We start from the raw sequence: 25,829 nt of genomic DNA on the forward strand, positions 1-25,829 counted from the left end.
GAAGACAAAAACACTACAGCCATATGAAAAAAATAGTTTTGATAGCGGTGGCTTTCCTCATGGTATCGGCTTGCAAGACCAATCCGTTTACAGGAAAGAGTACCCTTAATTTTTACTCCAATAGTCAAATGTTCCCCATGGCATTTGCCCAGTACGACCAATTTTTGGAGAGTAACAAGGTGGTAAAGGGAACTTCAGAAGCCGAGATGATACAACGGGTAGGGCAACGCATTGCTTCTGCCGCTGAACGCTGGCTGGATGCCAATGGGTACCCTGGATACCTTAAGGATTACAAATGGGAATATAATTTGGTTCAAGATGAGACCGTGAATGCTTGGTGCATGCCGGGTGGTAAGATTGTTTTTTACACCGGAATATTACCGATTACCCAGAACGAAACGGGCGTAGCGGTTGTAATGGGCCATGAGGTGGCACATGCCTTGGCCGACCATGGTGCGCAACGTATGAGTGCGGGAACCTTGCAACAAATTGGTGCCGTGGCAGGGAATGTGGCGATCCAAGACCCAGAAAAACGAAATATGTTCAATCAGGCGTATGGTATTGGTTCACAGGTGGGGGTCATGTTGCCCTTTAGTAGAAGCCATGAAACAGAGGCTGACAGGATAGGACTTCAGATCATGGCCATTGCAGGATACGATCCCAGTGAAGCTGCCGAACTTTGGAAACGCATGAAAGCAAAATCGGGAGGACAGGCACCGCCGGAGTTTTTGAGCACCCATCCCTCCAACGACACCAGAATCAATAATTTGACGGCATGGGCACCGGCAGCCAAACAGGAAGCCCGTAAATTTGGGGTAACCTCCTTCAAATAAATCAAAATAAACAATTGGGAATGTCACTTCGAAACAGACGAAAAATCCAAACGATACCAAAAATGGGTTTTTCCAAGGAAGCGAAGTGACATTTTTTTATGATAGGACATGGCACAGACATTGGCATTAAAAGGAAGTAAAAAACTGTTGAACGCATGGGCTTTTTATGATTGGGCCAATTCGGTGTACAGTTTGGTAATCTCATCCGCCATTTTTCCACTTTTTTATGGGCTACTGTTCCGTACCGCTGGGATTGAGCAAGTAACACTATTTGGAGGCGAGATTGCAAGAGCTCCTTTGATCAGCTATGTGACTTCTTTGGCCTTTGTTTTCATAGCAATCGTAACCCCGCTTGTTTCCGGGGTGGCCGATTATTTGGGGAACAAAAAGGTGTTCCTCAAGTTTTTCTGCTATCTGGGGGCCGCCTCTTGCATAGGACTGTACTGGTTCTCGTTGGAAAACATCTATTTTGGACTGGCCTGTTACTTTTTTGGACTAGTAGGGTTTTGGGTGAGTTTTGCCATCAATAATTCGTATTTGCCAGACATCGCCTATCCAGAGCAACAGGACAGTATCAGTGCCAAAGGATTCTCTTTGGGCTATGTGGGCAGCGTCATACTTTTGGTGTTCAATTTGTTTATGGTGATGGAACCGGAATTTTTTGGCATCACCGATAATGGTGGTGAAATTGCTGAAATCAAGGCGATGAAGTACTCTTTTATCTCCGTAGGCATTTGGTGGATATTGTTCAGTCAGTATACATTTAAACATTTACCCAAAGGGTATAAACGGGAAGGGGAGCGACACCATATCATTTTGAACGGTTTCAAGGAATTAAAGCTCGTATGGCATCAACTCGGAGAAAACAGGAGACTGAAACGCTATTTGGGGGCATTTTTCACTTACAGCATGGCGGTACAGACCATTATGCTGATTGCCACTTACTTTGGGGAAGAAGAAATTGTTTGGGGTTCGGATAATGAACGCACCATGGGACTCATCATAAGTATATTGTTGATACAGATCGTGGCCATTTTGGGGGCAACACTTACGGCAAGGGCATCCAAGGCGTATGGAAACATCAAAACATTGATCGTGATCAATGTGATATGGGGGCTACTTTGCATTTATGCCTATTTTTTACAAACTCCCATGGATTTCTATATCGCGGCTGGATTGGTCGGTGTGGTGATGGGAGGTATACAGGCACTATCGCGGTCCACCTACTCCAAATTTTTGCCGGATACTACCGATACCACCTCCTTTTTCAGTTTTTACGATGTGGCCGAAAAAATAGGCATCATCATTGGCACGCTCATGTACGGTATCGTGGCACAACTTACGGGAAGCATGCGCAACAGCACCATCTTTTTGGGGTTGTTTTTTGTAATCGGTATCTTTTTGCTCACTAGGGTCAACAAAAAAAGCTAAGCAGATGAAACAAATTTTTATTATTTCCTTTTCCTTGTTATTTATGGCAGTACAGATTCAGGCTCAAAAAAGCGTTCAAGAACGTTTAGGATATCCCTCCGATGCCAAGCTATTGATTGTGCATGCCGATGATCTTGGGGTCATACATACCGCAAACCAGGCCACGTTCAAAGCCTTCAAGGAAGGTTCGGTAAACAGTGCCAGTATAATGGTGCCAACCCCATGGTTGCCCGAGGTGGCCGAATATGCCAAAGCCAACCCAGACCATGATATGGGTATCCATCTAACCTTGACCAGTGAATGGAACTATTTAAGATGGGGGCCGGTGGCATCAAAATCAGAGGTGTCCAGCTTGTTGGACGACAATGGCTATTTCTATCCCGATTGTGCACAACTTTGGAAAAATGCCAAAATTGAGGAAGTGGAAATCGAGTTAAGGGCCCAAATAGATAAAGCCATTGCCATGGGTATCCAACCTACCCACTTGGATAGTCACATGGGGTGCTTGTTTTCCACAGACCCGAAATACTACGAGCTTTATGTGAATCTGGCCAAGGAGTATGGTATTCCGGCTATGATCAATCATCAAATCGAAGGGCTTGGAGGCAAGGAAGGTACCAAACAGCCTGTTCTCGTGAATCAAATATTTGGAGCAGGGCCCGCTGATTTTGATACGGACATGGCTGCTTATTATGCCAATACCCTCCGTAATATGGAACCGGGTGTCCATGTGATGATCATACACTGCGGATTTGATAATTTGGAAAGTCAGGGCATGTCCGTGGAGCATCCCTATTGGGGTGCTAGATGGCGCCAACAGGACTATAATTTCTTTACCAGTGAAGCATGTGCCCAAATCTTGGAAGAAGAAAACATCTATTTGGTGACTTGGAAGGAAATTGGAGCGTTGCTAGAACAATGACTCTTGATTTATGTAAAAGAAAGGTCTAAAAAGCAGTTTACCTGTCAGTTCGAGCGCAGTCGAGAACTAGAGACACAATTATAATCAATGGGTTTCGACTGCGCTCAACCTGACAAAGTTCAAATGTTACCGCTTTTTAGACCTGTTTTATGTGGTCATTTTGGATTCGTCTATGCCCTAAAGGGGTCAATATACTTTTTAGTAAAATAATAAGCTACGATAGTCAGGACCTCATTAATAATGAACAGTAAACCTATACCAATGATTTGTTGATTCAAAAACTCCTCATGTACCATTAAATATTCCAATCCCATGAAAAATGGGCCCACCAAGAGATATGGGAAAAGGACCAAATAGAATAAAAACCACCATATTCTGTGCTTATTCTGAATGGCTTTGTATGCCTTTACCAGTGGAGGAATACAAATTGCCCAAATAATGATTATAACTGACCAGTACACGATGTCCGTTGCTCCAAACAGTTGTGCAGTGGCATAATATTCATCGTTCATTCTAAAAAAGGGGTTCACCATTCGTTGCAAGGGAATTTGAGCAAAAATCATTGCAAACCCTAAATGCTTCGTGTAGTTGGAAAACTTTTCATTCAAGAGATAAGCACCAATGTACATCATGATAAAAGTGAAGATGGGCCCCGCATAGGTGGCTATGTGAGCTTTTGGTTCACCGTCGCACGCGGTACTAAAATAATTGAAGGTTTTAACCCCCCATTCTCCACAAACAACATATCCAGCAAAATGATGGATTAATTCATGTAGCGATGCGTAAAGCATGCCGATACAATAGAAAGCGATACAATACTTCCAAGTAATTTTTAGTTTGATCATAATTTAACGATTTGGGAGGTTGAATTATGAAATCAGTTCATTATCTGCTAATGGTAGGCTTTAAGGTTAATGATTTACACTTTCGTAATATCCCCCGAGCCAGAGGCCTTGGAATGTACCTTTTTTGGATTTCCCCTGTACTGGATGTCTCCAGAACCCGAAACCCTGGCATCCAAGGATTGGTTTGCGGTCACTTTGATATCGGCCGAGCCTGAAACGGTGGCCTCCACAAATTCAGCCTCTAAATCAAAAGCTTTGATGTCCCCGGAACCAGAAACCGAAACTGAAAAATCGGTTACTTTTCCGGATAGGTTGATATCCCCGGAACCCGAAAGGGCAGCTTCCAGCTCGTTGGCTTCTATCGTCAGCGATACATCCCCGGAACCAGACATACTGGCATCGAACTTATCCGCTTGAATTGTCGTTTTTCCTACGATGTCCCCTGAACCGGATAGGCTTACAAAGTCGATGGAAGATATGGGAACCGTAATGCGGATTCCCCTGTTCCAACTGGATGGCCTAAGGTTCATGCCATTTTCGGCCTTAATAATCAGTTTCCCGTTCTTGACCTCGGTTTTAATGTGCTCCAAAAGGTTGGATTCGCCTTCAAGGGTCAGTTCGCCTTCGGTCCCAGAAACCAGTTCCACATCAAACCAACCTGCAAGGGCAACGCCATCATACTCCCCAACAGAGCGTTCCAAGGTTACGTAATCCCCGTTTCCTTTGACCCGTTTGCCCCACTGGGCGTTGGTACAGGCTATCATTCCCAAGGCTAGGGCAAAAGTGATAAGTTTTTTCATGATCTTGTGTTTAAATTGTTTTTTGATTGCTATTAATTTTGATAAAATGAGATACCCCCGTAGTCGCTGGTAATGCTGACCCTGTTTCCAGAATTGGCCTTGCCATAGAACCCACGATAATATTTTTCGGTCGATTTTTCCTTACTGATGTTGATTTCAAAATCTTCCTTGCCGCTTACACCGGCATATTCCGTACTGATTTCAAAATCGAAGTGGTAAGCCGGGTCATAACCAATCTTGATGCCCGTGTAATCTGAACCAATCTCAATATTTCCGGCATCGGCGGCCATGCGATCAATTTTAATGGACCCATAGTCGCTGGTGATGGCTACGTTCCCGTGTACATTGCCCAGTTTTACACCGATATAGTCCCCGTTGCCTTCCACATTGTTTACGTTCCTAACGTCGATGGAACCATAATCACTGCCGTATTGCAGGTTGTCCATTTCTTCCACGACTGCATTGGTATAGTCCGCCTTAATGTTGAGGTTGCCTGCCTTTTCGATGGTAAACCCGGAATAATCCGCAATGATCTCGGCACTGTTGATGTAATCGAAGGTTGATCGGGAAGTGTAGTCGAAACGTAGTTCATTGTTGCGACCACGTAGCTCTCCAATTTCCAATTTACCGTAGTCACAGCTGATTTTGGCGTGGCCATCGATACGGTCCAAAATAATGCTTCCATAATCGTTGCTGAGGTTAACACTGTTCTTTACGGGCAATTTTATGGTATAATTGACCTGTACGCTTACTTTTTTGCGTCCACCCCAGCTCCAGCCCCAGCTATTGCTACGATCTCCGAACCGAGTAGTGGCAGATACCATATCGGGACTGTTTTCAAACTCCACGTCAATTTCGTCCAATCGTTCCTGCACACGGTCCTCGTCGTTGCCGTTGGTTTTGATGTGCACCTCGATTTCCACGCGGTTCTCGTTCCACGAGGTAAGGGTAACATTCCCATAGCTGTTCTTTACCTTAAAGAGCGCATCCGGATTAACATTGTATTCTTTTTTAATGGTCTTTTCCTTGGTGTACCTGCCGTTCAGCTTATCGCTGTCCACATGGCCCATAGCCACAAGGGGAATCAAAGCCAAGGCGAAAAAGAGGGATTTAAATGGTAAAACTTTCATCATGTTGTGATTTTAGATTCTTAATATTTTCTATTTGGCTCAAAACTTCTTTCAAAAGGTCGATACGGGTCTGGAAATTGGTGATCATCGCACTTAATATAATCTTGCTATCTCCACCATCGACCAGATCTTGCTCCAACGTTCGGTAATCTTTGTCCAGTTTGGCCAATTGTGCCAAAGTGTCGTCTACCAGTTGGGCCGTTTCCGGTGTTTTTTCTTCCTTGAGTTCTTCCACTTGCGCTTCTATCAAACTGGCAAAGTAGAACTCGGTCTGGGAAACTTCCGGTGCAATTTTGGTGACCTGTCGTTTAATGCTGGGCTCTGGGCCGAAGGCTTGGTATCCCAACACGGCCACAAGGACTATGGATGCGGCGATGGACAACGGTTTCCACCAGGAGGTCTTTTTCTTGCCCAAGGCAATGGTGCCCTGTTGCCTGTTCAATTTTTCCAAAAACCGCTCTTGGTGCCCGTTTTCCGGCTCCGCCACATCGAACTCTCCTTGGAGACGCTCGAACAAATGGTCTAAATTATCCTTCTTCATAACTAAACATTTACGGTCAATTTTTTTCTCAGGCTTTCTTTGGCCCTCGAAATGGTGGTCCTACAATTAGCATAGCTAATGTTCATGATATCGCTTATTTCTTCGTAATCGTACCCTTCAATTAAATGTAAGGTCAAAGAAACTCTGTAATTGTCTTTCAAACTTTTCATGGTTTCCATCACTTTTTGAGCCTTCAGTTCTGTATAACCATTTTGGTCCGAAGCAGCTACATCATTATCTTCGACCTTGTACATTACATCATCCAAGTCCACAGCGCGTTTTTTCTGCTGTTTTTTGTAATGATAGATACTGTTATTGATCACGATCCGCTTTAACCATGCCCCAAAGGCGACGTCTCCTTTAAAGGTGTGCAGCTTGGTAAATGCGTTCAGGAACGATTCCTGCATCACATCCTCTGCCTCTGCCGTATGTTTTACAATCCTCAAAGCGGTATTGTACATCGCTTTGTAATAGCGGTTGTAAACCTCTAGCTGTGCGCTTTGTTTGCCCTGCTTGCACAATTCGAGCAGCGTGTCAATATGTTCATTTTGTCGGCTCAAAAAATGATTGGTTTGTCTTATAGATTATGGAATTTACCAATTGTTACACTTTTTTCTTAAAATTTGAATTTTAAATGGCACAGGAATTGCCAACTAATGGGTGATACTAAGCTTGCAAATCACTATAAACATTGATTTTTAGGGATTTATGTAGCTGTTGATGTTGAACAAAAATGCGGGTCGTTGGTCGATTATGACAAAATGACCGAAAAGATGATATGGGAGAGATGAAAATTACCAAATTTGACAATATAGACCTTCAGGGATTGGACGAGGATGCCGAATTGATTCCGTTGTTGACCCCTGAGGACGAGGAGCAGATGAATAGGGAAAGTCTGCCCGAAACTTTACCGTTATTGCCGCTGCGCAATACCGTTTTGTTTCCCGGCGTTGTGATTCCTATTACAGCGGGCAGGGACAAATCCATCAACCTGATCAAGGATGCCAATAATGGTTCCAAGGTCATTGGGGTGGTTTCCCAGAAGGACGAAAGCGTTGAGAATCCAGGGCCGGAGGATATCAATACCGTGGGAACAGTGGCTCGTATCCTACGGGTGCTTCAAATGCCGGATGGCAATACCACTGTGATCATTCAAGGGAAGAAGCGATTTAAGATCGATGCACTCTTGACCGAGAAGCCCTATATCACTGCTAAAGTGAGCGAAGCGGCAGAGGAGCGTCCCGACGACCAAAGCGGCGAATTCGAGGCCATTATCGATTCCATTAAGGAATTGGCGTTCAAGATTATCAAGGACAATCCAAATATTCCCAGCGAGGCCACCTTTGCCATCAAAAACATACAGAGCAATCCGTTCTTGATTAATTTCGTATCCTCTAATTTGAACCTATCCGTTTCCGAGAAGCAGCAGCTTTTGGAGATGCCAAATTTACAGGAGCGCGCCTTGGCCACCTTGAAGTACATGAACATGGAACTTCAAAAATTGGAGTTGCGCAACGATATCCAAAGCAAGGTTCGTAGCGATATGGACCAGCAGCAGCGGGAATATTTCCTCCACCAACAGATGAAGACCATCCAAGAAGAGTTGGGCGGACTTTCGTATGAAGAAGAGGTGGACGAAATGACCGAAAAGGCCAAGACCAAAAAATGGAGCAAAAAGGTAGAGGAGCATTTTGAGAAAGAATTGGCCAAAATGCGCCGCATGAACCCTCAGGTGGCCGAGTATTCCATCCAACGCAATTATTTGGACCTTTTGCTCGATTTGCCCTGGAACGAATACTCCAAGGATAAGTTCGATTTAAAAAAAGCACAGCAAATCTTGGACAGGGACCACTACGGTCTGGAGGACGTTAAGCGCCGTATCATCGAATATTTGGCTGTACTCAAATTGCGGAACGATATGAAATCGCCCATCCTTTGTTTGTACGGACCTCCTGGGGTGGGTAAAACCTCTTTGGGGAAATCGGTGGCAGAGGCCTTGGGTCGTGAATACGTTCGCATGTCCTTGGGTGGACTCCGCGATGAAGCTGAAATCCGCGGACACCGAAAAACATACATTGGTGCCATGCCGGGAAGGATCATTCAGAGTTTGAAAAAAGCAGGAACTTCTAACCCTGTTTTCATTCTGGATGAGATCGATAAACTGGCAAGCAGCCATCAGGGGGACCCATCTTCGGCCATGCTGGAGGTATTGGACCCTGAGCAGAACAGCGATTTCCATGATAACTTTTTGGAAATGGGCTACGACCTTTCCAAGGTAATGTTCATTGCCACAGCAAATAACCTGTCCACCATTCAGCCAGCTCTTCTTGACCGTATGGAAATCATCAATGTGACGGGCTATACCATCGAGGAGAAGGTGGAGATTGCCAAGCGACACTTGTTGCCCAAGCAATTGGAGGAACACGGACTGTCCAAAAAGGACCTAAAGATTGGAAAGCGACAGTTGGAAAAAATCGTGGAAGGTTACACCCGCGAATCAGGTGTGCGTAGTTTGGAAAAACAAATCGCCAAAGTGGTGCGCTACGCGGCCAAATCCATTGCCATGGAGGAGGAATACAATGTAACGGTCACCAACGAGGACGTTGAAAAGATTTTGGGCCCAGCACGATTGGAGCGCGATAAGTACGAAAACAACGATGTGGCCGGTGTGGTCACTGGTTTGGCGTGGACCAGTGTAGGAGGCGATATTTTATTTATCGAGTCCATACTTTCCAAAGGAAAGGGTACAATGAATATCACGGGTAACCTGGGCAAAGTGATGAAGGAATCGGCTACCATTGCGATGGAATACATTAAATCGAATGCAGAGACTTACGGTATTGACCCGACGGTTTTCGATAAGTACAATGTACACATCCACGTGCCCGAGGGAGCTACGCCAAAAGATGGTCCCAGCGCAGGAATTACCATGCTAACTTCTTTGGTATCGCTATTTACACAACGCAAAGTGAAAAAGAGCTTGGCCATGACCGGTGAAATCACACTTCGTGGTAAGGTGTTGCCAGTGGGCGGCATCAAAGAGAAAATCTTGGCGGCCAAAAGGGCGCGGATCAAAGAAATTATCCTCTGTGCAGACAATAAAAAGGACATCGAAGAAATCAAAGAAGAATACCTGAAAGGTTTGACGTTCCATTATGTGACCGACATGAGCGAGGTAATCGATATTGCCATCACCAAGCAGAAGGTGAAACATGCCAAGGAGCTTTAATTGACAGAAGTCATAACCGCATAAGCGCTTTTCTGCCTATTTTTGGCGTATGGGAAAAATTACGATTGCCATTGATGGATATTCCTCTACGGGAAAGAGTACCATTGCCAAACGTTTGGCTGCTAGCTTAAATTATATTTATGTGGATACTGGCGCCATGTACCGTGCCGTAACACTTTTTGCGTTGCAAGAGGGCATTATTGATAAGGACGGCCAGTTGGATGAAGCTGCGTTGGTAGAAAGGCTATCCAAAATTCACCTCCAATTTGTGCCCAACGAAGAAACTGGGCGTTCCGAGATGTACTTGAACAACCAGAATGTGGAGCAAGAGATTCGCACCCTGCATGTTTCCGGATTTGTGAGCAAGGTGGCGGCCATTAAGGAAGTACGCGAAAAATTGGTTAAGATGCAGCAGGCCATGGGCAAGGATAAGGGCATTGTGATGGATGGCCGTGATATTGGTACCGTAGTGTTTCCCGAAGCCGAACTAAAACTGTTTATGACGGCCTCCCCAGAGACCCGGGCTACCCGTCGTTATAAAGAACTTTTGGAAAAGGGCGAAGCGGTAACTTATGAGGAGGTGCTAAGAAATGTGGAGGAGCGCGACAGAATCGACTCTACCCGTACCGTTTCCCCACTGACCAAGGCCAAGGATGCCATCGAGTTTGACAATAGTGATATGGGCCTGGAAGAACAGTTTGAACGTATCCACGATTTTGCGCAACGGGTGATAGAGAAGGTGGGATGAAGGTCAATTTCTAAAGAGTCTCCATAAGCCCAAAACAGAGTTGGTCAATGTGTATCATAGGGTCACCAAGTGCTGAAACGTTGGACAAGACGATAACGGCATTCTTACTTTCCGTATTCATTACCAAACAGGATGTGTACCCTCCAGTTCCACCATTGTGCCATATCCAATTTTCACCAGAAGGCCCTTTGCGTATATGCCACCCCAAACCTACACTGGAATCTTCGTTTAGAGCATGTGTTGCCGCTCTGGTCATTGCCAAAACTTCATTATCTGGTTGAAATTGTGCCAACACAAATTGGGAAAGATCTTCAGCAGTGGAAATGATGTCACCGGCACCGGACAAAGAGGCCAAATTCCAATTTTGCACCGGTCGCCCTTCTGGGCTTTGCCCTTTGACCAATGGTACGGATACATTTTCGCTTCCAATAGTGCTGTTGGGCATTTTATACTTTGAAAATATTCTTTCTTGGAACAATTGGCTCAAGGGCTTTTTTTCAATTTTTGACAAGGTATACCCCAAAAGCCCAGCTCCCAAATTGGAATACACATATGTTCTATCATCATCAAAAGATAGTTCCATGTCATTCGTCAAATATGCTCTTAACTTTTCACTGTCGTAAGACGCAAATGGGTCTTGGTTACCGATATCAAAATCAAAATTAGAGGGCATTCTTGGAAGTCCAGAGGTATGGTTTGCCAATCTTTTAAAAGTGATTTCCTGATTTTTATGGAACGCAAAATCATAAAAAGGATTGATGGGATCATCCAAATTTACTGTATGGTCCAACACCAAATCGGCCAAAACTGTACTGGTGAATACTTTGGTAATGGAACCGATTTCAAAGGCATTTTGATGATTTTGAACTGAAAGAATGGAATCGTTTCTTTTCTCCACACCGTAGAACTGTACCCTGCCATTCTTAATAAAGGCGAAAGCGAGTTGGGTGTTGTTCGGAAAGACTTTGGTATGGTCAAAAATCAACTCGGATTGGGCTTTTGTAATAGCCCGCTCGTTAACAGTTTGATGATCGATGGTTGTTTTGGTGTTAGGATTACCACAACTGAATAACAGAATACATATGGGGCAAAAGATGACAAGGATATTTTTCATCATACATGTAATGGTATAAGTAAGGATGCTGTTAACATCAAAAAAAGATTGCTTTTATCAAATGTCGTTGAAATAATAGCACGCTTACATTTGAAAAATCAATTACGAACTATCTCTTGTACACCGAAACCCCATTTTTAATGGTTTCCAATACGATAATGTTTTTGATATCACTCTCCGGCACCTTCAACGGATTTTTGTCCAAGATGACCAAGTCGGCAACCTTACCAGCTTCCAGCGTTCCTTTGGAGTCTTCCTCAAAATGTTGGTAGGCGGACCATTCGGTGATTCCTTTTAGGGCTTCGTAAGGGGTGAGTTTTTCGTTTTCGCCGATTACTTGCCCAGAACGGGATTTGCGCTCCACGGAAATGCCTACCATGCGCATGAGGTTGGGTAGGGCCACGGGCGCATCGGTATGGATGGTAATGTTCAAGCCTTTGTTTAAAGCGGTACGGGTAGGACTGATTTTATTGCCCAGGCTGTCCCCGATAATCTGTTTATGCCAATCGCCCCAATAAAAGGTGTGCAACGGGAAAAGGGATGCAATCACATCCAATTTTTTGAGGGAGTCCAATTGGTCTTCGCGCAGGTATTGCCCGTGAATGAGTACGCTTCTTCGGTCTTCGTTGCCATGGGTTTGGGCGGCAATTGTCATGGTCCGGATCATTTGGTCGATAGCAGCGTCGCCATTGCCATGGGTCAAAATTTGCCAATTGTTTGCAAAGGCTTTGTTGTAAATGGCCGTGACCACGCTGTCTTGCGGAATAGCAGGGTACCCGCTATATGTTTTGCTGGCACCATCCGGTGGAATCAAATAGGGAGTGGTGCGCCACGCCGTTCTGCCTTGGGGAGAACCATCCAAGGTAACCTTCATTCCCCCGATTCTATAATGATTATTGTAGGTATTGCTCTTCCATTCGCTATCCAGGTACTTGTCCACAAAAAGGTAATCCACATAGCTCACTACGTCCAATTTTAATTTTTGGGCGTTGGCCAGTTGTGCAAATTGATCCACATTCCCCATATCCCTTCCTTCTTGAGCGGTGGTATAGCCGTATGAAAGGGCCATTTCTTGGCCTGCTTCAAAAAAGCGATTGGCAGCTTCGGCGGTCGCCGGTGTCAAGGCTTTTGCGTAATAGGGAATGGCTGCAAGTTCTTCCAGTACACCATTGGGTTCATTGTTGCCTTCCCTTCGGATGATACCTCCTTCGGGATCAGGGGTACTGGCATCGATGCCCAAAAGCTCAAGTCCTTTGGAATTGACCGAGGCAAAATGCCCTGAAATGTGTACCAATAGAATGGGAAACTCCGTGGTTACCTGATCTAGGTCGTGTTTGGTGGGGAATCTATTTTCTTTTAGGACAGAATCGTCAAAACCGACACCAAAAATCCATCCTGTAAGTGCACGGTTCTCTGGCGTGTTCCATTCCTTTAAAACCGAAATCAAAGTAGGGATATCTTTGGCCCCGGCATCAGGTGGCGGTAATATTTGTGCTCCGATGGCCTGTGCGGAAAAGGATGAAAAGTGAGCGTGGCCATCGATTAAGCCGGGCAGCATGGTACGACCTTCCAAATTTACCATTTGATGACCTTTTCCGGCCATTTGCATAGCTTCACTGGCAGGTCCTGCAAAGGTGATATTCCCATTTTTTACCACAAGGGCTTCTACATAATTGGGATTATCACCGGCCATGGTAATGATGTCGCCACCGTGGTACACCACTGCAGCTTCTTCGGCTGATGGGCTTTGGTCGGATTTGCATGCGATAAAAAGCAAGAGCAGCGAAGAAAGGCTGAAAGTTTTAAACTGTTGCATAGGTTGGGTATTAAATTTTTCTAGGGAATAGGTTGATGTATTTTGTTGATAGTCAACTAAATTTAGTGATTTCACTCAAAAAATCTATAAAATTAGGAAAAGAAAAAGCTATATTTTGTGGGATAAATTGAAGGTGTGCAGCTCTACTTTTACGCGGCATGAAAAACAATCCTAATTTATGCCCCTGTGAGGTTATCCGTTGGAGCTTTTTTGATGTCAACAATTCTACATTCCTCAAAGTCCATCTCTGGGTAAGCCCAGTTGGCCCATTCGCTAAGTTGTTTTAATACAGGCAATAATCCAATTGATTTTTCAGTCAACGAGTATTCTACACGGGGTGGTATTTCAGGGAATGACTTTCTTATCAATAAACCGTCTGCTTCCAATTCTTTAAGTTGGTTGGTCAGAACTTTTTTTGAAATGGTGGGAATCAAGGCATTTAATTTGCCAAAACGAGATGGCCCATTGGATAAGAGATATATGATGATGGGTTTCCACTTATTGCCTATAATGTTCATGGTGTGCACCAGGGTGCAGGTGTTTGGGTTTTCGATGTATTTTCTAGCCATTGGTTACTTTTTGGTTACCACAAATCTAGGACAGATCTCCTAATTAGTTTCTAAAGTAAACTATTATTGGTTTCTTTACGAAACAAATTTTAAAAAAAATATAAATGAAGAACGTTTTTATCATAAATGGACATCAAAAGTATCCCTTCTCGGAAGGCAAATTGAATGCTAGTTTGGTTGAAAAGACCCACAATTTTTTTAAGGGTAGGGGATATGATATTGCAACCACCACAATGGAAGATTCGTATGACATCAAGGAAGAAATAGAAAAATTTAAGCAGGCGGATATTGTTTTTTTACAAACCCCTTTGAACTGGATGGGGGTGAGTTGGTCCTTTAAAAAGTATATTGATGAAGTTTTTTCCATGGGAATGATGGGCGAAATGTCCGATGGTGATGGAAGAAATAGTGCTGAACCCAAAAGGAACTATGGGCTTGGCGGCAAGTTGAAGGGAACTTATATGCTTTCGGTAACGGCCAATGCCCCCAAGGAAGCTTTTAATAATCCAAAAGAGGACTTTTTTGGCGGTTTAAGTGAGGACGATTTGCTTCGCCCGATGCATCTTAATTTTAAATGGTTTGGTTTGGAACCGTTGCCCACATTTATGGCCTACGATGTAATGAAGAACCCGGAAATTGATTGTGACTTTAAACGTTTTGAAGCCCATCTTGAATCAAACTTTAAATAGAAAATTATGAATAGACCTACTCCAAAGCAACCGTCCCCAGAATTGACGTTTCATTTATTGGAAGGAGATGCATGGAATTTAGCAGAGCAGACCCCTGACCATTTTACACTCCTAGTATTTTACAGAGGACTGCATTGCCCGTTGTGCAAAAAATACCTGCAACAATTACAAGACCTTTTGCCACAGTTTGAATCTAGGGGGGTGCGTGTGATAGCGGTAAGCATGGATTCTGAAAAAAGGGCTAGAATATCACGCCAAAAATGGGAGCTCACCGATTTGACCTTGGGTTATGGACTGACCGAAAAGGCCGCCCGGGATTGGTCATTGTATTTGAGTTCTGGCGTAAAAGATGGTGAACCGGAAGTCTTTAGTGAGCCGGGGTTGTTTTTAGTTGACAATACAAACAAGATCTACTATTCGGCCATCAACAGCAATCCTTGGGGAAGACCTTATTTGCCTTCTTTTGTGAAAGCAGTCGACTATATTATTTCCGCAGATTATCCCGCCCGTGGGGAAAAATTGTAGTTTTGGCCTATGGATGAAAAAACAAAGGAGCGACTGATTCGATTGGCCGAGGAGGAAATCCCGATACACCGCTACTTGGGATTAAAGGTGGAGACCATTGAAAAGGAATTTATACGCGTACGGATTCCGTTCCGGGAGGATTTTGTCGGGGATATTCGCACAAAGCGTTGGCATGGCGGTATTATGGCCACGGTAATGGATTCCGTAGGAGGCGCCATAGGAATCGCCAATTTTGAGTCACCGGAAGATAAGCTTTCCACCATTGACCTGCGGGTAGATTATTTAAGGTTTGCAGAAGGTAAGGACCTTCTCTTTGAAGGTAAACTGGTTCGTATGGGCAACCGAATCATGGTCACCAAAATGAAGGCATTTCAAGACGGGGTGTTGGTAGCGGAAGGTAGGGGGGTCTATAATTTTATTCGGGCTTTGCAAGAGTAGCAAACGATTTACATTGCATCCAAAAAAAACAGTCCGAGACCAAGGGCCCCGAACTGTTCATCAATCTTACAAATTGGGAATCACCAAAACTTGGTCAGGGTGGATCACATCCGGATTCTTCAGGATATTGGTGTTGGCCTCAAAAATCTTGTTGTATTTCATGGGATCGCCATAATAATGCTTGGCAATCTTGCTCAGCGATTCCCCGCTCTTCACCGTATGTCTGTGATAAACGGATTCGTCCTCCACGGTAATATTGGCCTTGATATCCGATGGCTTTTCCCCGCCAATCTCCTTGATTTTGTCCCATAATAGGTTCTTTTCGTATTGGGTCTTGGTCGTGCCCTTGATTTTAAGGACATCCCCCTCAACGGTGACATCGCCATGTTGTACATTCAATTTTTCACCTAGGTCGAGTACTGGTTGATACTTTGCTTTTACGCTCATAAGGGTACTTTTTTATAGTTAACAATTAGACGTCTCAAGATAAACATTCTCTTATTATTTTGCCACCCAACCAAAGGAATACTTTTTTTGTTGAAACCTTGCTTGTAGGCTTTGTATATCAATAATTTAATTGTATTTTTGCACCCCTTTTAGCAAGGAGGCAAGAGCGAAAGGGACTATAGAAAATCAATTTAAAACCGCTTTCACGGTAATTGTTGGGCTCTTGTAAAACGTGGAATACAAATTTTAATCAGCAACGTATGGCTGAAGAAAAACAAAACGTTGAGGTAGAAGAAACTGCCTTGGCACCAGAAGTAAAGGAAGCAAAACAACCCGAACAAGATCCTCAGGAATTTCTTGAAAACTTTGATTGGGACAAGTACGAAGAAGGAATTGAGCGCGTAGATGATACCAAGCTCAAGGAATTTGAAAACCTTGTTGAGGAAAACTTTGTGGACACTGCCGATGAGGAAGTTGTGGAAGGAAAAGTGGTTCACATGACAGACCGTGAGGCAATCATTGACATCAATGCCAAGTCCGAAGGTGTGATTTCCTTGAATGAGTTCCGCTACAATCCCGATCTTAAAGTTGGTGATAAAGTTGAGGTACTTATAGATATCCGTGAAGACAAGACCGGTCAATTGGTGTTGTCCCACAGAAAAGCAAGGACCATCAAAGCTTGGGAGCGCGTGAACAACGCCCATGACAAGGAAGAAATCGTTACTGGTTTCGTTAAATGCCGTACCAAAGGTGGTATGATCGTTGACGTATTCGGTATCGAGGCGTTCTTGCCAGGTTCCCAAATCGATGTGAAGCCTATCCGTGATTACGATCAGTATGTAGGCAAGACCATGGAGTTTAAGGTAGTGAAGATCAACCACGAGTTCAAGAACGTAGTGGTATCCCACAAAGCCTTGATCGAAGCTGACATCGAAGAGCAGAAAAAAGAGATCATCGGCCAATTGGAAAAAGGTCAAGTATTGGAAGGTGTGGTCAAGAACATTACATCATACGGGGTATTTATCGACCTTGGAGGTGTGGATGGATTGGTTCACATTACCGACCTTTCTTGGAGCCGTATCAACCACCCGAACGAGGTGGTGGAGCTAGACCAAAAATTGAACGTGGTTATTTTGGACTTCGACGACAACAAGTCCAGAATCCAGTTGGGTCTTAAGCAATTGGAGAAACACCCATGGGATGCCCTTGGTGATGAGATCAAAGTAGGGGACAAGGTGAAAGGTAAAGTAGTCGTTATCGCAGATTACGGTGCATTTATCGAAGTAGCCGAAGGTGTGGAAGGTTTGATCCACGTTTCTGAAATGTCTTGGAGTACTCACCTAAGATCAGCCCAAGATTTCGTGAACGTAGGTGACGAAGTTGAGGCCGAGGTATTGACCTTGGATAGAGAAGATCGTAAAATGTCGTTGGGTATCAAGCAATTGACTCCAGACCCATGGACCGATATCACTTCCAAATACCCAGTGGGATCAAGACACAAAGGAATCGTTAGAAACTTTACCAACTTTGGAGTATTCGTAGAGTTGGAAGAAGGAATCGACGGTTTGATCTATATCTCCGACCTTTCTTGGACCAAGAAAATCAAGCACCCATCCGAGTTTGTGACCGTAGGTGACACCTTGGAGGTGGAAGTATTGGAATTGGACGTGGAAGGCCGCAAGTTGAGCCTTGGACACAAGCAGACCACAGAGAACCCTTGGGACAAGTACTCCGAGGAGTTTGCTGAAGGTACCATCCACAAAGCTGCCATCGCTGAGGTGGTGGACAAAGGAGCTACCATCAACTTTAACGAGGATATCGTAGGGTTTGTGCCACAGCGCCACATGGAGAAAGAAGACGGTAAAAAACTCCAAAAAGGAGAAGAGGCCGAATTCAAGATCATCGAGTTCAACAAAGATTTCAAGCGAGTTGTGGCCAGCCACACTGCTATCTTTAGAGAGCAAGAGGACAAGAATGTGAAGGCTGCCAAGAAAAGAGCTGCATCATCCGATGAAGCTGCTCCGACCCTTGGAGATGCCAACTCACAGTTGCAAGCCTTGAAGGACAAAATGGAAGCTGATTCCAAGAAGAAGTAATCAGAACTTTCAATCATACAAAGCCCCGCTGGAAACAGTGGGGCTTTTTTATGCGCCAAACATTTTAAAGAATTGCTTACTTTTGTAATCAACCGAGTTGGTCGTACACAGCCTATGAGTCAAAAAGTTCTGCTTACTTCAAAGGAAATCAACATCATACTGCACCGGTTGGCCTGTCAGCTCATGGAAAACCATTTGGATTTTACCAATACCGCCTTAATAGGTATTCAGCCCAGAGGTGTTTTTTTGGCAGAGCGATTGGTCAAGATTCTTAAAAAGGAATACAAGATCAAACATATTGACCTTGGATTCTTGGATATCACATTTTTTAGGGACGATTTTGGAAGAGGGGAAATCCTCAAGGCCAATTCCACACAGATGAATTTTTTGGTGGAGGACAAAAAAGTGGTATTTATCGATGATGTCCTCTACACAGGTAGAAGCATCCGGTCGGCCCTTACGGCCATCCAGTCCTTTGGCAGACCAAGCAATATCGAGCTTTTGACATTGATCGACAGACGTTTTAGCAGGCACTTGCCCATTCAGCCCACCTATCGTGGCCGACAAGTGGATGCCATCAACGAAGAAAAGGTCAAAGTGATGTGGGAAGAAAACGACGGTGAGGATAAAGTATATTTAGTAAGCAAATAAAAGGGAATGAGCGAGTTAAGCGTAAACCACTTGTTGGGAATCAAATATCTGAACCAAAAGGATATATCGCTCATTTTTGAAACGGCAGACCATTTTAAGGAGGTCATCAACCGCTCCATAAAAAAAGTGCCCACCCTTCGCGATATCACCATTGCCAATATCTTTTTTGAAAACAGTACCCGTACCAAGCTTTCTTTTGAGCTCGCAGAAAAGCGACTTTCGGCAGATGTGGTAAATTTTTCCGCAGGGCAATCCTCTGTGAAAAAAGGCGAAACCCTTATCGATACGGTCAACAATATCCTCTCCATGAAGGTAGATATGGTGGTGATGCGACACCCCAATCCCGGAGCGGGTATATTTTTATCGCAGCACGTAAAAGCATCCATTGTAAATGCAGGTGACGGCGCCCATGAGCATCCGACTCAAGCCTTATTGGATTCTTTCTCCATACGGGAAAAATTGGGTGACGTGGGCGGAAGAAATGTGGTCATCGTGGGGGATATTTTGCACTCTCGGGTAGCCCTTTCCAATATTTTCGCCTTAAAGCTGCAAGGGGCCAATGTAAAAGTCTGTGGACCAAAAACGCTTATTCCCAAGCATATCGAATCCTTGGGTGTGGGCGTAGAGACCAATTTGAGGAAGGCCTTGGAATGGTGCGATGTGGCCAATATGCTTCGGGTACAGAACGAGCGTATGGACATCAGCTACTTTCCATCTACACGGGAATACACCCAGCAATTTGGGGTGAACAAGGAGTTGTTGGACAGTTTGGACAAGCAAATTGTGATCATGCACCCGGGACCTATTAACCGAGGGGTAGAAATTACCAGTGATGTAGCCGATTCCGACCAATCCATTATCCTGCACCAAGTGGAAAATGGCGTAGCCATTCGAATGGCCGTACTATATCTTTTGGCATCTAAAATAAAGTAAGCGATATGATCATCGACAAAGAAGGAACCACCACCATCGTCTTTCAAGAGAAGACCACGCTTTCCGGATTTATGGAAAATCTGCAGAATGCCTACCCGAAACTGAAGCACGACAATATCGTGGTCAATCTTTTTTCCTTCAAAAAACTCACAGTGGATGACCTGTTGGAGTTTTTGGATCTCTCAAACACCCATAAGGCCGGTGGACAATCCTTTGTTTTGGTCACGGATGCCGTTAGCTATGATGACATTCCAGAAGAGTTGAGTGTAGTGCCCACTCTTCAAGAGGCAAAGGACATCATCGAAATGGAAGAAATTGAACGTGACCTTGGCATATGAAGCTTACCGTACTCGGTTGTTATGCCGCCACACCACGAACATTTACCAATCCTACCGCTCAGGTCCTCGAAATCAAAAACCACCTATTTTTGATAGATTGTGGCGAAGGGACCCAAGTGCAGCTTCGAAAATATAAGGTCAAGTTTTCCAGAATCAACCATATTTTTATCTCCCACCTCCATGGAGACCATTTTTTTGGTCTGCCCGGATTGATTTCAACCTTTCGATTGTTGGGAAGGGATAAAGAGCTTCATATTTACGGACCCAAAGGCATCAAACAGGCCATTACCCTCTTTTTAAAATTGGGGGATTCCTGGACCAATTACCCACTGGTGTTCCACGAATTGGAATCCAAGGAATCCGAACTCATTTTTGAAGATGAAAAAGTGACCGTACGCACCGTACCCTTGATACACAGGGTTTATACCAATGGATTTCTGTTTCAGGAAAAGGAGTCACCCAGAACTTTGGATGTTCAGGCCGCACGAAAGTATGGGGTGGACAGGAGTCAGTTCAACAACATAAAAAATGGGGCCGATGGAGTTGATGCTTCGGGCCGCACGGTTCCGAACCGAAAGTTGACTTTGGACCCTCCAGAACCGAAAAGCTATGCTTTTTGCAGTGATACCATGTATAACGAGACCGTTGTACCCATCATCCAAGACGTGACCGTATTGTACCACGAGTCCACTTTCTTGGAATCCGAAGCGCATCTATGCGAAAAAACAAAACATTCCACGGCCATGCAGGCAGCCCAAATAGCCCAAGGAGCCAATGCAAAACTTTTGATTTTGGGCCACTATTCCACACGATACAAATCCATCCGACTCTTTAAAGAAGAGGCGGAAACCATTTTCACCCCGGTTGATTTAGCGGACGACGGTAAGGTGTTTGACTTTGGCGATTAAAAATTTTACCAAAGTTTTACAAACTTCCCGTTTTGAGGAGACCCTATTTTTGACGATCTTCACCTTATGCAAAAAGATCTCAGCGATTACCGAAAATCCTACGAAAAAAGCGAGCTTACCGAAACATCCATCAGGGAGAACCCCATAGAACAGTTCCAAAAGTGGTTCCATGAGGTGGAAGCCTCGGAGGGCGTGGATGAACCCAATGCCATGACGGTATCCACCATTGGTTTGGACGGATTTCCCAAAAGCAGGGTGGTATTGATGAAAAAATTCACTTTTGAGGGATTTATTTTTTATACCAACTATCAGAGTGAAAAGGGGAAGGCCATTGCGGCCAACCCTTCCGTATGTCTTTCCTTTTTTTGGCCCAATATGGAACGTCAGGTTATCATTAAGGGGAAAGCGGAAAAGATTGCTGAAAATCTTTCCGACGGCTATTTTGAGTCTAGGCCCAAAGGCAGCCAATTGGGCGCAGTGGTGTCGGACCAGAGCCAAGTGGTGCCTTCCCGTGAACATTTGGAAGGCAAACTAAAGGAGCTCGAACAAGAATATGAGGGAAAGGAAGTGCCAAGACCCGATTATTGGGGAGGTTTTTTGGTGCGGCCTGTATCCATCGAGTTTTGGCAGGGCCGCCCCAATCGATTGCATGACAGGATACGATACACCTTGGATGAAGACTTTGATTGGAAAATTGCACGACTGGCACCTTAAAACCTAAGACAATGAAACAACTGATATTGATGCGACATGGAAAATCCTCATGGGATTATGATGTCTCTGATAAAGACCGGCCCTTACAGGAACGTGGCATAAATGATGCCCACAAGGTATCCAAGACCTTTGGATTGCATGCGCCCAAAATTGATTTTATCTTTTCCAGCCCTGCCAACAGGGCCTTGCATACCAGTATGATTTTTGTGAGGAACCTTGGGTACGACCTATCCAATTTCAGGGTAAACCATATGCTCTACGACTTTTCCGGTAATAGTGTGGAGCAGTTCGTACAGCAATTGGACAATGCCATGGATACCGTGGCGCTCTTTGGCCATAATAATGCCTTTACCTCGCTTGCAAATACTTGGGGAGATCAGTATATTGACAACGTTCCCACGTCAGGATTGGTCCATATTACATTTGGTGTGGACGATTGGTCCAAAGTTAGCAGGGGAACCACCAAACAAATGATCTTTCCAAAACACTTGAAGAAATAGATGGTAAAAACAACAAACGAATATATCAATAGGGAAATCAGCTGGTTACAGTTTAATGCAAGGGTATTGCAAGAGGCGAAAGACCACCGAGTCCCCTTAATTGATAGGCTACGATTTTTAGGAATTTTCAGCAATAACCTTGATGAGTTTTTCAAAGTACGCTACGCTACGGTGAAACGTATCGTGGATGCTGGAAAAACAGGAAAAAGTGTTTTGGGTGGAGAAAAGGCCAAGGATCTGTTGGAAGAAATCACCAAAATTGTAATCGACCAGCAGGCACGAAGTTTGGAGATTTTTAAACAGATTGATAGGGAGCTTCGACAGGAGAACATCTTCATCATTAGGGAAACCGAGGTTAGTGAAAGCCAAGCTGAATTTATTCGGGATTACTTCTTCAAAAAGGTCAACCAAGAACTGATGACCATTATTTTGAACGACCTGACCGAATTCCCCTTGTTGAAGGATACCGCTGCCTATTTGGCCGTAAAAGTGGTCATGAAAAACGGAACGCCCCGTGGAAAGCACAATCGATATGCGCTTATAGAAATCCCTAAGGGAATCGACCGTTTTGTGGTATTGCCCAAAGAAGGGGACAAGGATTATGTGATCATGTTGGATGATTTGATTCGTTACTGTTTGGACAGTGTTTTTACCATGTTCGAATTCGATTCCATTTCGGCACATATGATTAAAATTACCCGCGATGCCGAACTTGATATCGACAATGATCTGAGCAAGAGCTTTATCGAGAAAATTTCTTCCAGTGTGGAGGATAGAAAGATAAGCGACCCCGTGCGTTTTGTATACGATAAGAGCATTGATAAAGACACTCTGCAGTTCCTCAAGGATAAAATGGACATAATGGATACCGATAGTGTCATTCCTGGTGGACGTTACCATAACCGTAGGGACTACATGGGCTTTCCAAGTCTTGGGCGAAACGACCTGATGTACGACAAGATAGAACCCTTGCCTGTAAAGGGGCTCAGTATGAAAGGAAGTTTGCTGGATATGATAGCACATAAGGATTACATGATCTATGCGCCCTACCATACTTTTAGTTATGTGACCAAGTTTCTACGAGAAGCCGCGCTAGATCCACGAGTACGATCCATAAAGATTACCATTTATCGTTTGGCCAGTGAAAGTCAAATTGCATCGGCCTTGGTCAATGCGGTGAAGAACGGAAAACAGGTCACCGTTCAGATTGAACTCCAAGCGAGATTTGATGAACAGAACAATATTGAGTATGCCAACTACTTGCAGGACGAAGGAGTTAATTTGATTTTTGGTGTACCAGGGCTTAAAGTACACAGTAAAATATGTTTGATAGAACGAGAGGAAGGACACACCATTAAACGATATGGTTTCATCAGTACAGGAAACTTCAACGAGTCTACTGCCAAAATCTATACTGACTATACCTTGTTTACTGCGCACCAAGGCATCTTGAAAGATATGAACAAAGTGTTCGGCTTTTTCGAGACCAATTATAAAATCAACAAGTACAAACATCTAATTGTATCACCTCATTACACGAAGTCGACTTTTATGAAGTTGATTGACAAGGAAATTGCCCTTGCCAAAGCAGGAAAACAGGCTTACATCAAAATAAAGATGAACAGTCTCACCTCTTACAAGATGGTCGATAAACTGTACGAGGCCAGTAGGGCAGGGGTGAAGATACAAATGATTGTTCGGGGTATTTGCTGTCTTATCCCTGGGGTTGAGGGCATGAGCGAGAATATAGAGGCCATCAGTGTGGTGGATAAGTTTTTGGAACACCCCAGACTCTTCATTTTTGGCAACGACGGTAACCCAAAGATTTATATTTCCTCAGCAGATTGGATGACACGTAATTTGGATTTTAGGGTAGAAGTGGGTTGTCCCATTTACGACCCGGATATTAGACAGGAACTGCTAGATACCTTTGAAATTTCTTGGAATGATAATTCGAAGGCCCGTGTTTTCTCTGCCAAACAGGACAATGCCTACAGAAAAAGACCCAAAGGTCAGCCTGAGCTAAGATCCCAGTTTGAGATGTACGATTATTATAAAAAGAAGTTAGAGGAATAACCCACGGAGTTACCCGTGCATGGTTTCCTTTTTTCCGAGATTTTTCATCAGTTGGGCCTCGTACTCCAAAAGGTCGTTCCACTTTTGGTCCACTTCCTCCTTTTTTCCGTATTTGCGGGCAAACTTAAGGAACATGGTGTAGTGGTTGGCCTCACTGATCATGAGGTTACGGTAGAATTCCGATAGCTCTTGGTCATCGATTTCCTCGGAAAGCAACCTAAAACGTTCGCAGCTCCGTGCCTCTATCAACGCAGCGTAAAGTAATTTGTGCACTAAGTGGGTCTCTCGGCTACCACCCTTGGGGAAAAATTTCATCAGTTCAATGACGTATTCATCCTTACGTTCTCGGCCCAAAACCCATCCACGTTGTATAATTTTATCGTGAACCATGTTGAAGTGTCCCATTTCCTCACGGGCCAATGCAGTCATTTCCTTTACCAGTTCCGATTTTTCAGGAAACCCGATAATCAACGAAATAGCAGTGCTGGCAGCTTTTTGCTCGCAATACGCGTGGTCCGTCAAGATCTCCTCGATGTTCTTTTCAACAATATTTACCCATCTTGGGTCAGTAGGTAATTTTAAGCCTAACATGGTCATCTAATTTTGGGCAAAGATAATCTGATAGGATTAAATAAAATCGGTGAACCCTCGTTATATTTGTAAACCAACGTATTCTAGTCAGAATTTATGGCCAAAACCTCTAAAGAATATCTCTCCGATATCCTGAAACTAAACTTGGAAAAAACAGAATTTGAATGGTTGATGGATGCCATTGCGCAGGTCGTTGATGCTAAAAGCAGAAAAGATCTGTATATGACCTATAGCTTATCTACATCAAAAATAAAGGATGCCCCAATCCATGATTTTGGTGAGAAGGATTTCCAGTGGAGTAGCTATTTGGAACAGCAGAACGCCTCTACCTTGGAAATGTCCCGAATTTTGCTCTTGTTATCTGTTTTGGAGTCAGATGAGGTTTTTTTAAAGCCCGTTCAGCAACTGATACAAATATCGGATAAGACCGAATTGGAAACTTTTTTGAAATACTTGGTTCTTTTACCGAAACCAGAGCATTTTAAATTTGCTGCGGTGGAAGCGCTACGTACCAATATCGCGACGGTGTTCAACGCCATTTCCCAACATAATCCTTATCCCGCAAGGTATTTTACCAACGCGGAATGGAATCAAATGTATCTCAAAGCTGCATTTATGCAGCAGGATTTGAAGAAGATTCCAGACGTGGACAAAATGGCCAACAAAGATTTGACAAGAATCATATCAGACTACGCCCATGAACGATGGGCAGCTTCACGGGATATTGATCCCATGTTCTGGAGACCGGTCTCCCCATTTTTGGAAGGCGCTTTGATCGAGGATATTGAACGTTTGTTTCAAAGCGAAAATGAACGGGAGCAAAAAGCGGCCACATTGGTCTGTTTTCATTCGGATACCGAAGCGGGAAAAAAATTATTGAAAACAAACAACACTCACCTGGAAAAGGCAGAAAAAGGGGAGTTAACTTGGAAAAATTTGTAATAG

At 44.0% G+C, this 25,829-nt stretch carries 27 protein-coding genes; 17 read left to right on the forward strand and 10 right to left on the reverse strand.

Features of this window, described 5'->3' with window-relative positions; all coding sequences use genetic code 11:
- Window positions 1-23: 23 nt before the first annotated feature.
- From RBB12_RS11050 to RBB12_RS11060, 3 genes are all read left to right on the forward strand, one after another.
- Window positions 24-833 (forward strand): M48 family metallopeptidase, encoded by an 810-nt coding sequence (locus RBB12_RS11050; RefSeq protein ID WP_179385443.1) that lies wholly within the window; start codon window positions 24-26, stop codon window positions 831-833.
- Between the two features lie 108 nt (window positions 834-941).
- Window positions 942-2,264 (forward strand): MFS transporter, encoded by a 1,323-nt coding sequence (locus RBB12_RS11055; RefSeq protein WP_306014383.1) that lies wholly within the window; start codon window positions 942-944, stop codon window positions 2,262-2,264.
- A 4-nt stretch (window positions 2,265-2,268) separates the two neighbouring features.
- On the forward strand, window positions 2,269-3,186 hold the full coding sequence (locus tag RBB12_RS11060; RefSeq protein ID WP_306014382.1) for a polysaccharide deacetylase family protein: 918 nt from the start codon (window positions 2,269-2,271) through the stop codon (window positions 3,184-3,186).
- 170 nt (window positions 3,187-3,356) lie between these two features.
- Here RBB12_RS11060 and RBB12_RS11065 read toward each other — a convergent pair whose 3' ends face one another.
- The 5 genes from RBB12_RS11065 to RBB12_RS11085 all read right to left on the reverse strand — a co-directional run bounded on the left by RBB12_RS11065 (window position 3,357) and on the right by RBB12_RS11085 (window position 7,062).
- Window positions 3,357-4,031: a hypothetical protein gene (locus RBB12_RS11065; RefSeq protein ID WP_306014381.1), complete on the reverse strand. Its 675-nt coding sequence runs from the start codon at window positions 4,029-4,031 to the stop codon at window positions 3,357-3,359.
- Window positions 4,032-4,105: 74 nt separating this feature from the next.
- On the reverse strand, window positions 4,106-4,831 hold the full coding sequence (locus tag RBB12_RS11070) for a head GIN domain-containing protein (RefSeq protein WP_306014380.1): 726 nt from the start codon (window positions 4,829-4,831) through the stop codon (window positions 4,106-4,108).
- A 32-nt stretch (window positions 4,832-4,863) separates the two neighbouring features.
- Window positions 4,864-5,961: a hypothetical protein gene (locus RBB12_RS11075; protein WP_293285247.1), complete on the reverse strand. Its 1,098-nt coding sequence runs from the start codon at window positions 5,959-5,961 to the stop codon at window positions 4,864-4,866.
- Entirely contained in the window at window positions 5,942-6,502 is a 561-nt protein-coding gene (locus RBB12_RS11080) for a hypothetical protein (RefSeq protein ID WP_293289043.1), read from the reverse strand. The genes RBB12_RS11075 and RBB12_RS11080 overlap by 20 nt, the downstream gene beginning before the upstream one ends.
- A 2-nt stretch (window positions 6,503-6,504) precedes the next feature.
- Window positions 6,505-7,062: an RNA polymerase sigma factor gene (locus RBB12_RS11085; protein WP_293285143.1), complete on the reverse strand. Its 558-nt coding sequence runs from the start codon at window positions 7,060-7,062 to the stop codon at window positions 6,505-6,507.
- Window positions 7,063-7,280: 218 nt separating this feature from the next.
- Between RBB12_RS11085 and lon the strand changes: the two genes are divergently transcribed.
- Together lon and cmk are read left to right on the forward strand one after the other, a co-directional pair.
- A complete protein-coding gene (lon, locus tag RBB12_RS11090) occupies window positions 7,281-9,731 on the forward strand; it encodes an endopeptidase La (RefSeq protein WP_306014379.1) in 2,451 nt (816 codons plus the stop codon).
- Between the two features lie 49 nt (window positions 9,732-9,780).
- The gene (gene cmk, locus RBB12_RS11095; protein WP_306014378.1) at window positions 9,781-10,479 is read left to right on the forward strand and encodes a (d)CMP kinase; all 699 of its coding nucleotides are present in this window, start codon (window positions 9,781-9,783) and stop codon (window positions 10,477-10,479) included.
- A gap of 10 nt (window positions 10,480-10,489) precedes the next feature.
- Here the strand turns inward: cmk and RBB12_RS11100 are convergent, their stop codons facing one another.
- The 3 genes from RBB12_RS11100 to RBB12_RS11110 all read right to left on the reverse strand — a co-directional run bounded on the left by RBB12_RS11100 (window position 10,490) and on the right by RBB12_RS11110 (window position 13,978).
- A complete protein-coding gene (locus tag RBB12_RS11100) occupies window positions 10,490-11,593 on the reverse strand; it encodes a serine hydrolase domain-containing protein (RefSeq protein ID WP_306014377.1) in 1,104 nt (367 codons plus the stop codon).
- A 109-nt stretch (window positions 11,594-11,702) separates the two neighbouring features.
- Window positions 11,703-13,409: an amidohydrolase gene (locus tag RBB12_RS11105; RefSeq protein WP_306014376.1), complete on the reverse strand. Its 1,707-nt coding sequence runs from the start codon at window positions 13,407-13,409 to the stop codon at window positions 11,703-11,705.
- A 176-nt stretch (window positions 13,410-13,585) separates the two neighbouring features.
- Entirely contained in the window at window positions 13,586-13,978 is a 393-nt protein-coding gene (locus tag RBB12_RS11110; RefSeq protein ID WP_306014375.1) for a winged helix-turn-helix transcriptional regulator, read from the reverse strand.
- A 104-nt stretch (window positions 13,979-14,082) separates the two neighbouring features.
- Here RBB12_RS11110 and RBB12_RS11115 point away from each other — a divergent pair, with 104 nt between their 5' ends.
- From RBB12_RS11115 to RBB12_RS11125, 3 genes are read left to right on the forward strand one after another with little or no spacing between them, the layout of a single operon-like run.
- A complete protein-coding gene (locus tag RBB12_RS11115) occupies window positions 14,083-14,667 on the forward strand; it encodes an NAD(P)H-dependent oxidoreductase (RefSeq protein WP_306014374.1) in 585 nt (194 codons plus the stop codon).
- Between the two features lie 6 nt (window positions 14,668-14,673).
- Window positions 14,674-15,192 (forward strand): redoxin domain-containing protein, encoded by a 519-nt coding sequence (locus RBB12_RS11120; protein WP_306014373.1) that lies wholly within the window; start codon window positions 14,674-14,676, stop codon window positions 15,190-15,192.
- A 9-nt stretch (window positions 15,193-15,201) separates the two neighbouring features.
- Window positions 15,202-15,630 carry a hotdog fold thioesterase gene (locus RBB12_RS11125; protein ID WP_293289053.1) on the forward strand — a complete coding sequence of 143 codons (429 nt, stop codon included), beginning with the start codon at window positions 15,202-15,204 and terminating at the stop codon, window positions 15,628-15,630.
- A 66-nt stretch (window positions 15,631-15,696) separates the two neighbouring features.
- Here RBB12_RS11125 and RBB12_RS11130 read toward each other — a convergent pair whose 3' ends face one another.
- Complete coding sequence (locus tag RBB12_RS11130) at window positions 15,697-16,077, reverse strand: LysM peptidoglycan-binding domain-containing protein (protein WP_179385431.1); 381 nt, start codon at window positions 16,075-16,077, stop codon at window positions 15,697-15,699.
- 260 nt (window positions 16,078-16,337) lie between these two features.
- Here RBB12_RS11130 and rpsA point away from each other — a divergent pair, with 260 nt between their 5' ends.
- From rpsA to ppk1, 8 genes are all read left to right on the forward strand, one after another.
- Window positions 16,338-18,173, forward strand: a complete 1,836-nt coding sequence (rpsA, locus tag RBB12_RS11135) for a 30S ribosomal protein S1 (protein ID WP_179385430.1) — start codon at window positions 16,338-16,340, stop codon at window positions 18,171-18,173.
- Between the two features lie 114 nt (window positions 18,174-18,287).
- Window positions 18,288-18,824: a bifunctional pyr operon transcriptional regulator/uracil phosphoribosyltransferase PyrR gene (gene pyrR / locus RBB12_RS11140; protein ID WP_293285161.1), complete on the forward strand. Its 537-nt coding sequence runs from the start codon at window positions 18,288-18,290 to the stop codon at window positions 18,822-18,824.
- 6 nt (window positions 18,825-18,830) lie between these two features.
- Window positions 18,831-19,757, forward strand: a complete 927-nt coding sequence (locus RBB12_RS11145) for an aspartate carbamoyltransferase catalytic subunit (RefSeq protein ID WP_306014372.1) — start codon at window positions 18,831-18,833, stop codon at window positions 19,755-19,757.
- Between the two features lie 5 nt (window positions 19,758-19,762).
- Window positions 19,763-20,095 (forward strand): ribonuclease Z, encoded by a 333-nt coding sequence (locus RBB12_RS11150; protein WP_179385427.1) that lies wholly within the window; start codon window positions 19,763-19,765, stop codon window positions 20,093-20,095.
- Entirely contained in the window at window positions 20,092-21,003 is a 912-nt protein-coding gene (locus RBB12_RS11155; RefSeq protein ID WP_293289059.1) for a ribonuclease Z, read from the forward strand. Before RBB12_RS11150 ends, RBB12_RS11155 begins: the two co-directional genes overlap by 4 nt.
- A 66-nt stretch (window positions 21,004-21,069) precedes the next feature.
- Window positions 21,070-21,717, forward strand: a complete 648-nt coding sequence (gene pdxH / locus RBB12_RS11160; RefSeq protein WP_306014371.1) for a pyridoxamine 5'-phosphate oxidase — start codon at window positions 21,070-21,072, stop codon at window positions 21,715-21,717.
- A gap of 11 nt (window positions 21,718-21,728) precedes the next feature.
- Window positions 21,729-22,217 carry a histidine phosphatase family protein gene (locus tag RBB12_RS11165; protein WP_306014370.1) on the forward strand — a complete coding sequence of 163 codons (489 nt, stop codon included), beginning with the start codon at window positions 21,729-21,731 and terminating at the stop codon, window positions 22,215-22,217.
- Window positions 22,218-24,293 carry a polyphosphate kinase 1 gene (gene ppk1, locus RBB12_RS11170; RefSeq protein ID WP_306014369.1) on the forward strand — a complete coding sequence of 692 codons (2,076 nt, stop codon included), beginning with the start codon at window positions 22,218-22,220 and terminating at the stop codon, window positions 24,291-24,293.
- A 9-nt stretch (window positions 24,294-24,302) separates the two neighbouring features.
- Here the strand turns inward: ppk1 and RBB12_RS11175 are convergent, their stop codons facing one another.
- Window positions 24,303-24,884, reverse strand: a complete 582-nt coding sequence (locus RBB12_RS11175; RefSeq protein ID WP_127140000.1) for a tRNA-(ms[2]io[6]A)-hydroxylase — start codon at window positions 24,882-24,884, stop codon at window positions 24,303-24,305.
- Between the two features lie 96 nt (window positions 24,885-24,980).
- On the opposite strand from RBB12_RS11175, the gene RBB12_RS11180 reads away from it, so the two are divergent.
- Window positions 24,981-25,826, forward strand: a complete 846-nt coding sequence (locus RBB12_RS11180; protein WP_306014368.1) for an EboA domain-containing protein — start codon at window positions 24,981-24,983, stop codon at window positions 25,824-25,826.
- Window positions 25,827-25,829 lie beyond the last annotated feature (3 nt).

This window comes from Allomuricauda sp. MMSF_3307, assembly GCF_030733585.1.
Lineage (GTDB): Bacteria > Bacteroidota > Bacteroidia > Flavobacteriales > Flavobacteriaceae > Flagellimonas.

Bases quoted from the DNA above. Each gene is read 5' to 3' on its own strand.
- RBB12_RS11050 (WP_179385443.1), top strand. From the start codon at position 24: ATGAAAAAAATAGTTTTGATAGCGGTGGCTTTCCTCATGGTATCGGCT.
- RBB12_RS11055 (WP_306014383.1), top strand. From the start codon at position 942: ATGGCACAGACATTGGCATTAAAAGGAAGTAAAAAACTGTTGAACGCA.
- RBB12_RS11060 (WP_306014382.1), top strand. From the start codon at position 2,269: ATGAAACAAATTTTTATTATTTCCTTTTCCTTGTTATTTATGGCAGTA.
- RBB12_RS11065 (WP_306014381.1), bottom strand. From the start codon at position 4,031: ATGATCAAACTAAAAATTACTTGGAAGTATTGTATCGCTTTCTATTGT.
- RBB12_RS11070 (WP_306014380.1), bottom strand. From the start codon at position 4,831: ATGAAAAAACTTATCACTTTTGCCCTAGCCTTGGGAATGATAGCCTGT.
- RBB12_RS11075 (WP_293285247.1), bottom strand. From the start codon at position 5,961: ATGAAAGTTTTACCATTTAAATCCCTCTTTTTCGCCTTGGCTTTGATT.
- RBB12_RS11080 (WP_293289043.1), bottom strand. From the start codon at position 6,502: ATGAAGAAGGATAATTTAGACCATTTGTTCGAGCGTCTCCAAGGAGAG.
- lon (WP_306014379.1), top strand. From the start codon at position 7,281: ATGGGAGAGATGAAAATTACCAAATTTGACAATATAGACCTTCAGGGA.
- cmk (WP_306014378.1), top strand. From the start codon at position 9,781: ATGGGAAAAATTACGATTGCCATTGATGGATATTCCTCTACGGGAAAG.
- RBB12_RS11100 (WP_306014377.1), bottom strand. From the start codon at position 11,593: ATGAAAAATATCCTTGTCATCTTTTGCCCCATATGTATTCTGTTATTC.
- RBB12_RS11105 (WP_306014376.1), bottom strand. From the start codon at position 13,409: ATGCAACAGTTTAAAACTTTCAGCCTTTCTTCGCTGCTCTTGCTTTTT.
- RBB12_RS11110 (WP_306014375.1), bottom strand. From the start codon at position 13,978: ATGGCTAGAAAATACATCGAAAACCCAAACACCTGCACCCTGGTGCAC.
- RBB12_RS11115 (WP_306014374.1), top strand. From the start codon at position 14,083: ATGAAGAACGTTTTTATCATAAATGGACATCAAAAGTATCCCTTCTCG.
- RBB12_RS11120 (WP_306014373.1), top strand. From the start codon at position 14,674: ATGAATAGACCTACTCCAAAGCAACCGTCCCCAGAATTGACGTTTCAT.
- RBB12_RS11125 (WP_293289053.1), top strand. From the start codon at position 15,202: ATGGATGAAAAAACAAAGGAGCGACTGATTCGATTGGCCGAGGAGGAA.
- RBB12_RS11130 (WP_179385431.1), bottom strand. From the start codon at position 16,077: ATGAGCGTAAAAGCAAAGTATCAACCAGTACTCGACCTAGGTGAAAAA.
- rpsA (WP_179385430.1), top strand. From the start codon at position 16,338: ATGGCTGAAGAAAAACAAAACGTTGAGGTAGAAGAAACTGCCTTGGCA.
- pyrR (WP_293285161.1), top strand. From the start codon at position 18,288: ATGAGTCAAAAAGTTCTGCTTACTTCAAAGGAAATCAACATCATACTG.
- RBB12_RS11145 (WP_306014372.1), top strand. From the start codon at position 18,831: ATGAGCGAGTTAAGCGTAAACCACTTGTTGGGAATCAAATATCTGAAC.
- RBB12_RS11150 (WP_179385427.1), top strand. From the start codon at position 19,763: ATGATCATCGACAAAGAAGGAACCACCACCATCGTCTTTCAAGAGAAG.
- RBB12_RS11155 (WP_293289059.1), top strand. From the start codon at position 20,092: ATGAAGCTTACCGTACTCGGTTGTTATGCCGCCACACCACGAACATTT.
- pdxH (WP_306014371.1), top strand. From the start codon at position 21,070: ATGCAAAAAGATCTCAGCGATTACCGAAAATCCTACGAAAAAAGCGAG.
- RBB12_RS11165 (WP_306014370.1), top strand. From the start codon at position 21,729: ATGAAACAACTGATATTGATGCGACATGGAAAATCCTCATGGGATTAT.
- ppk1 (WP_306014369.1), top strand. From the start codon at position 22,218: ATGGTAAAAACAACAAACGAATATATCAATAGGGAAATCAGCTGGTTA.
- RBB12_RS11175 (WP_127140000.1), bottom strand. From the start codon at position 24,884: ATGTTAGGCTTAAAATTACCTACTGACCCAAGATGGGTAAATATTGTT.
- RBB12_RS11180 (WP_306014368.1), top strand. From the start codon at position 24,981: ATGGCCAAAACCTCTAAAGAATATCTCTCCGATATCCTGAAACTAAAC.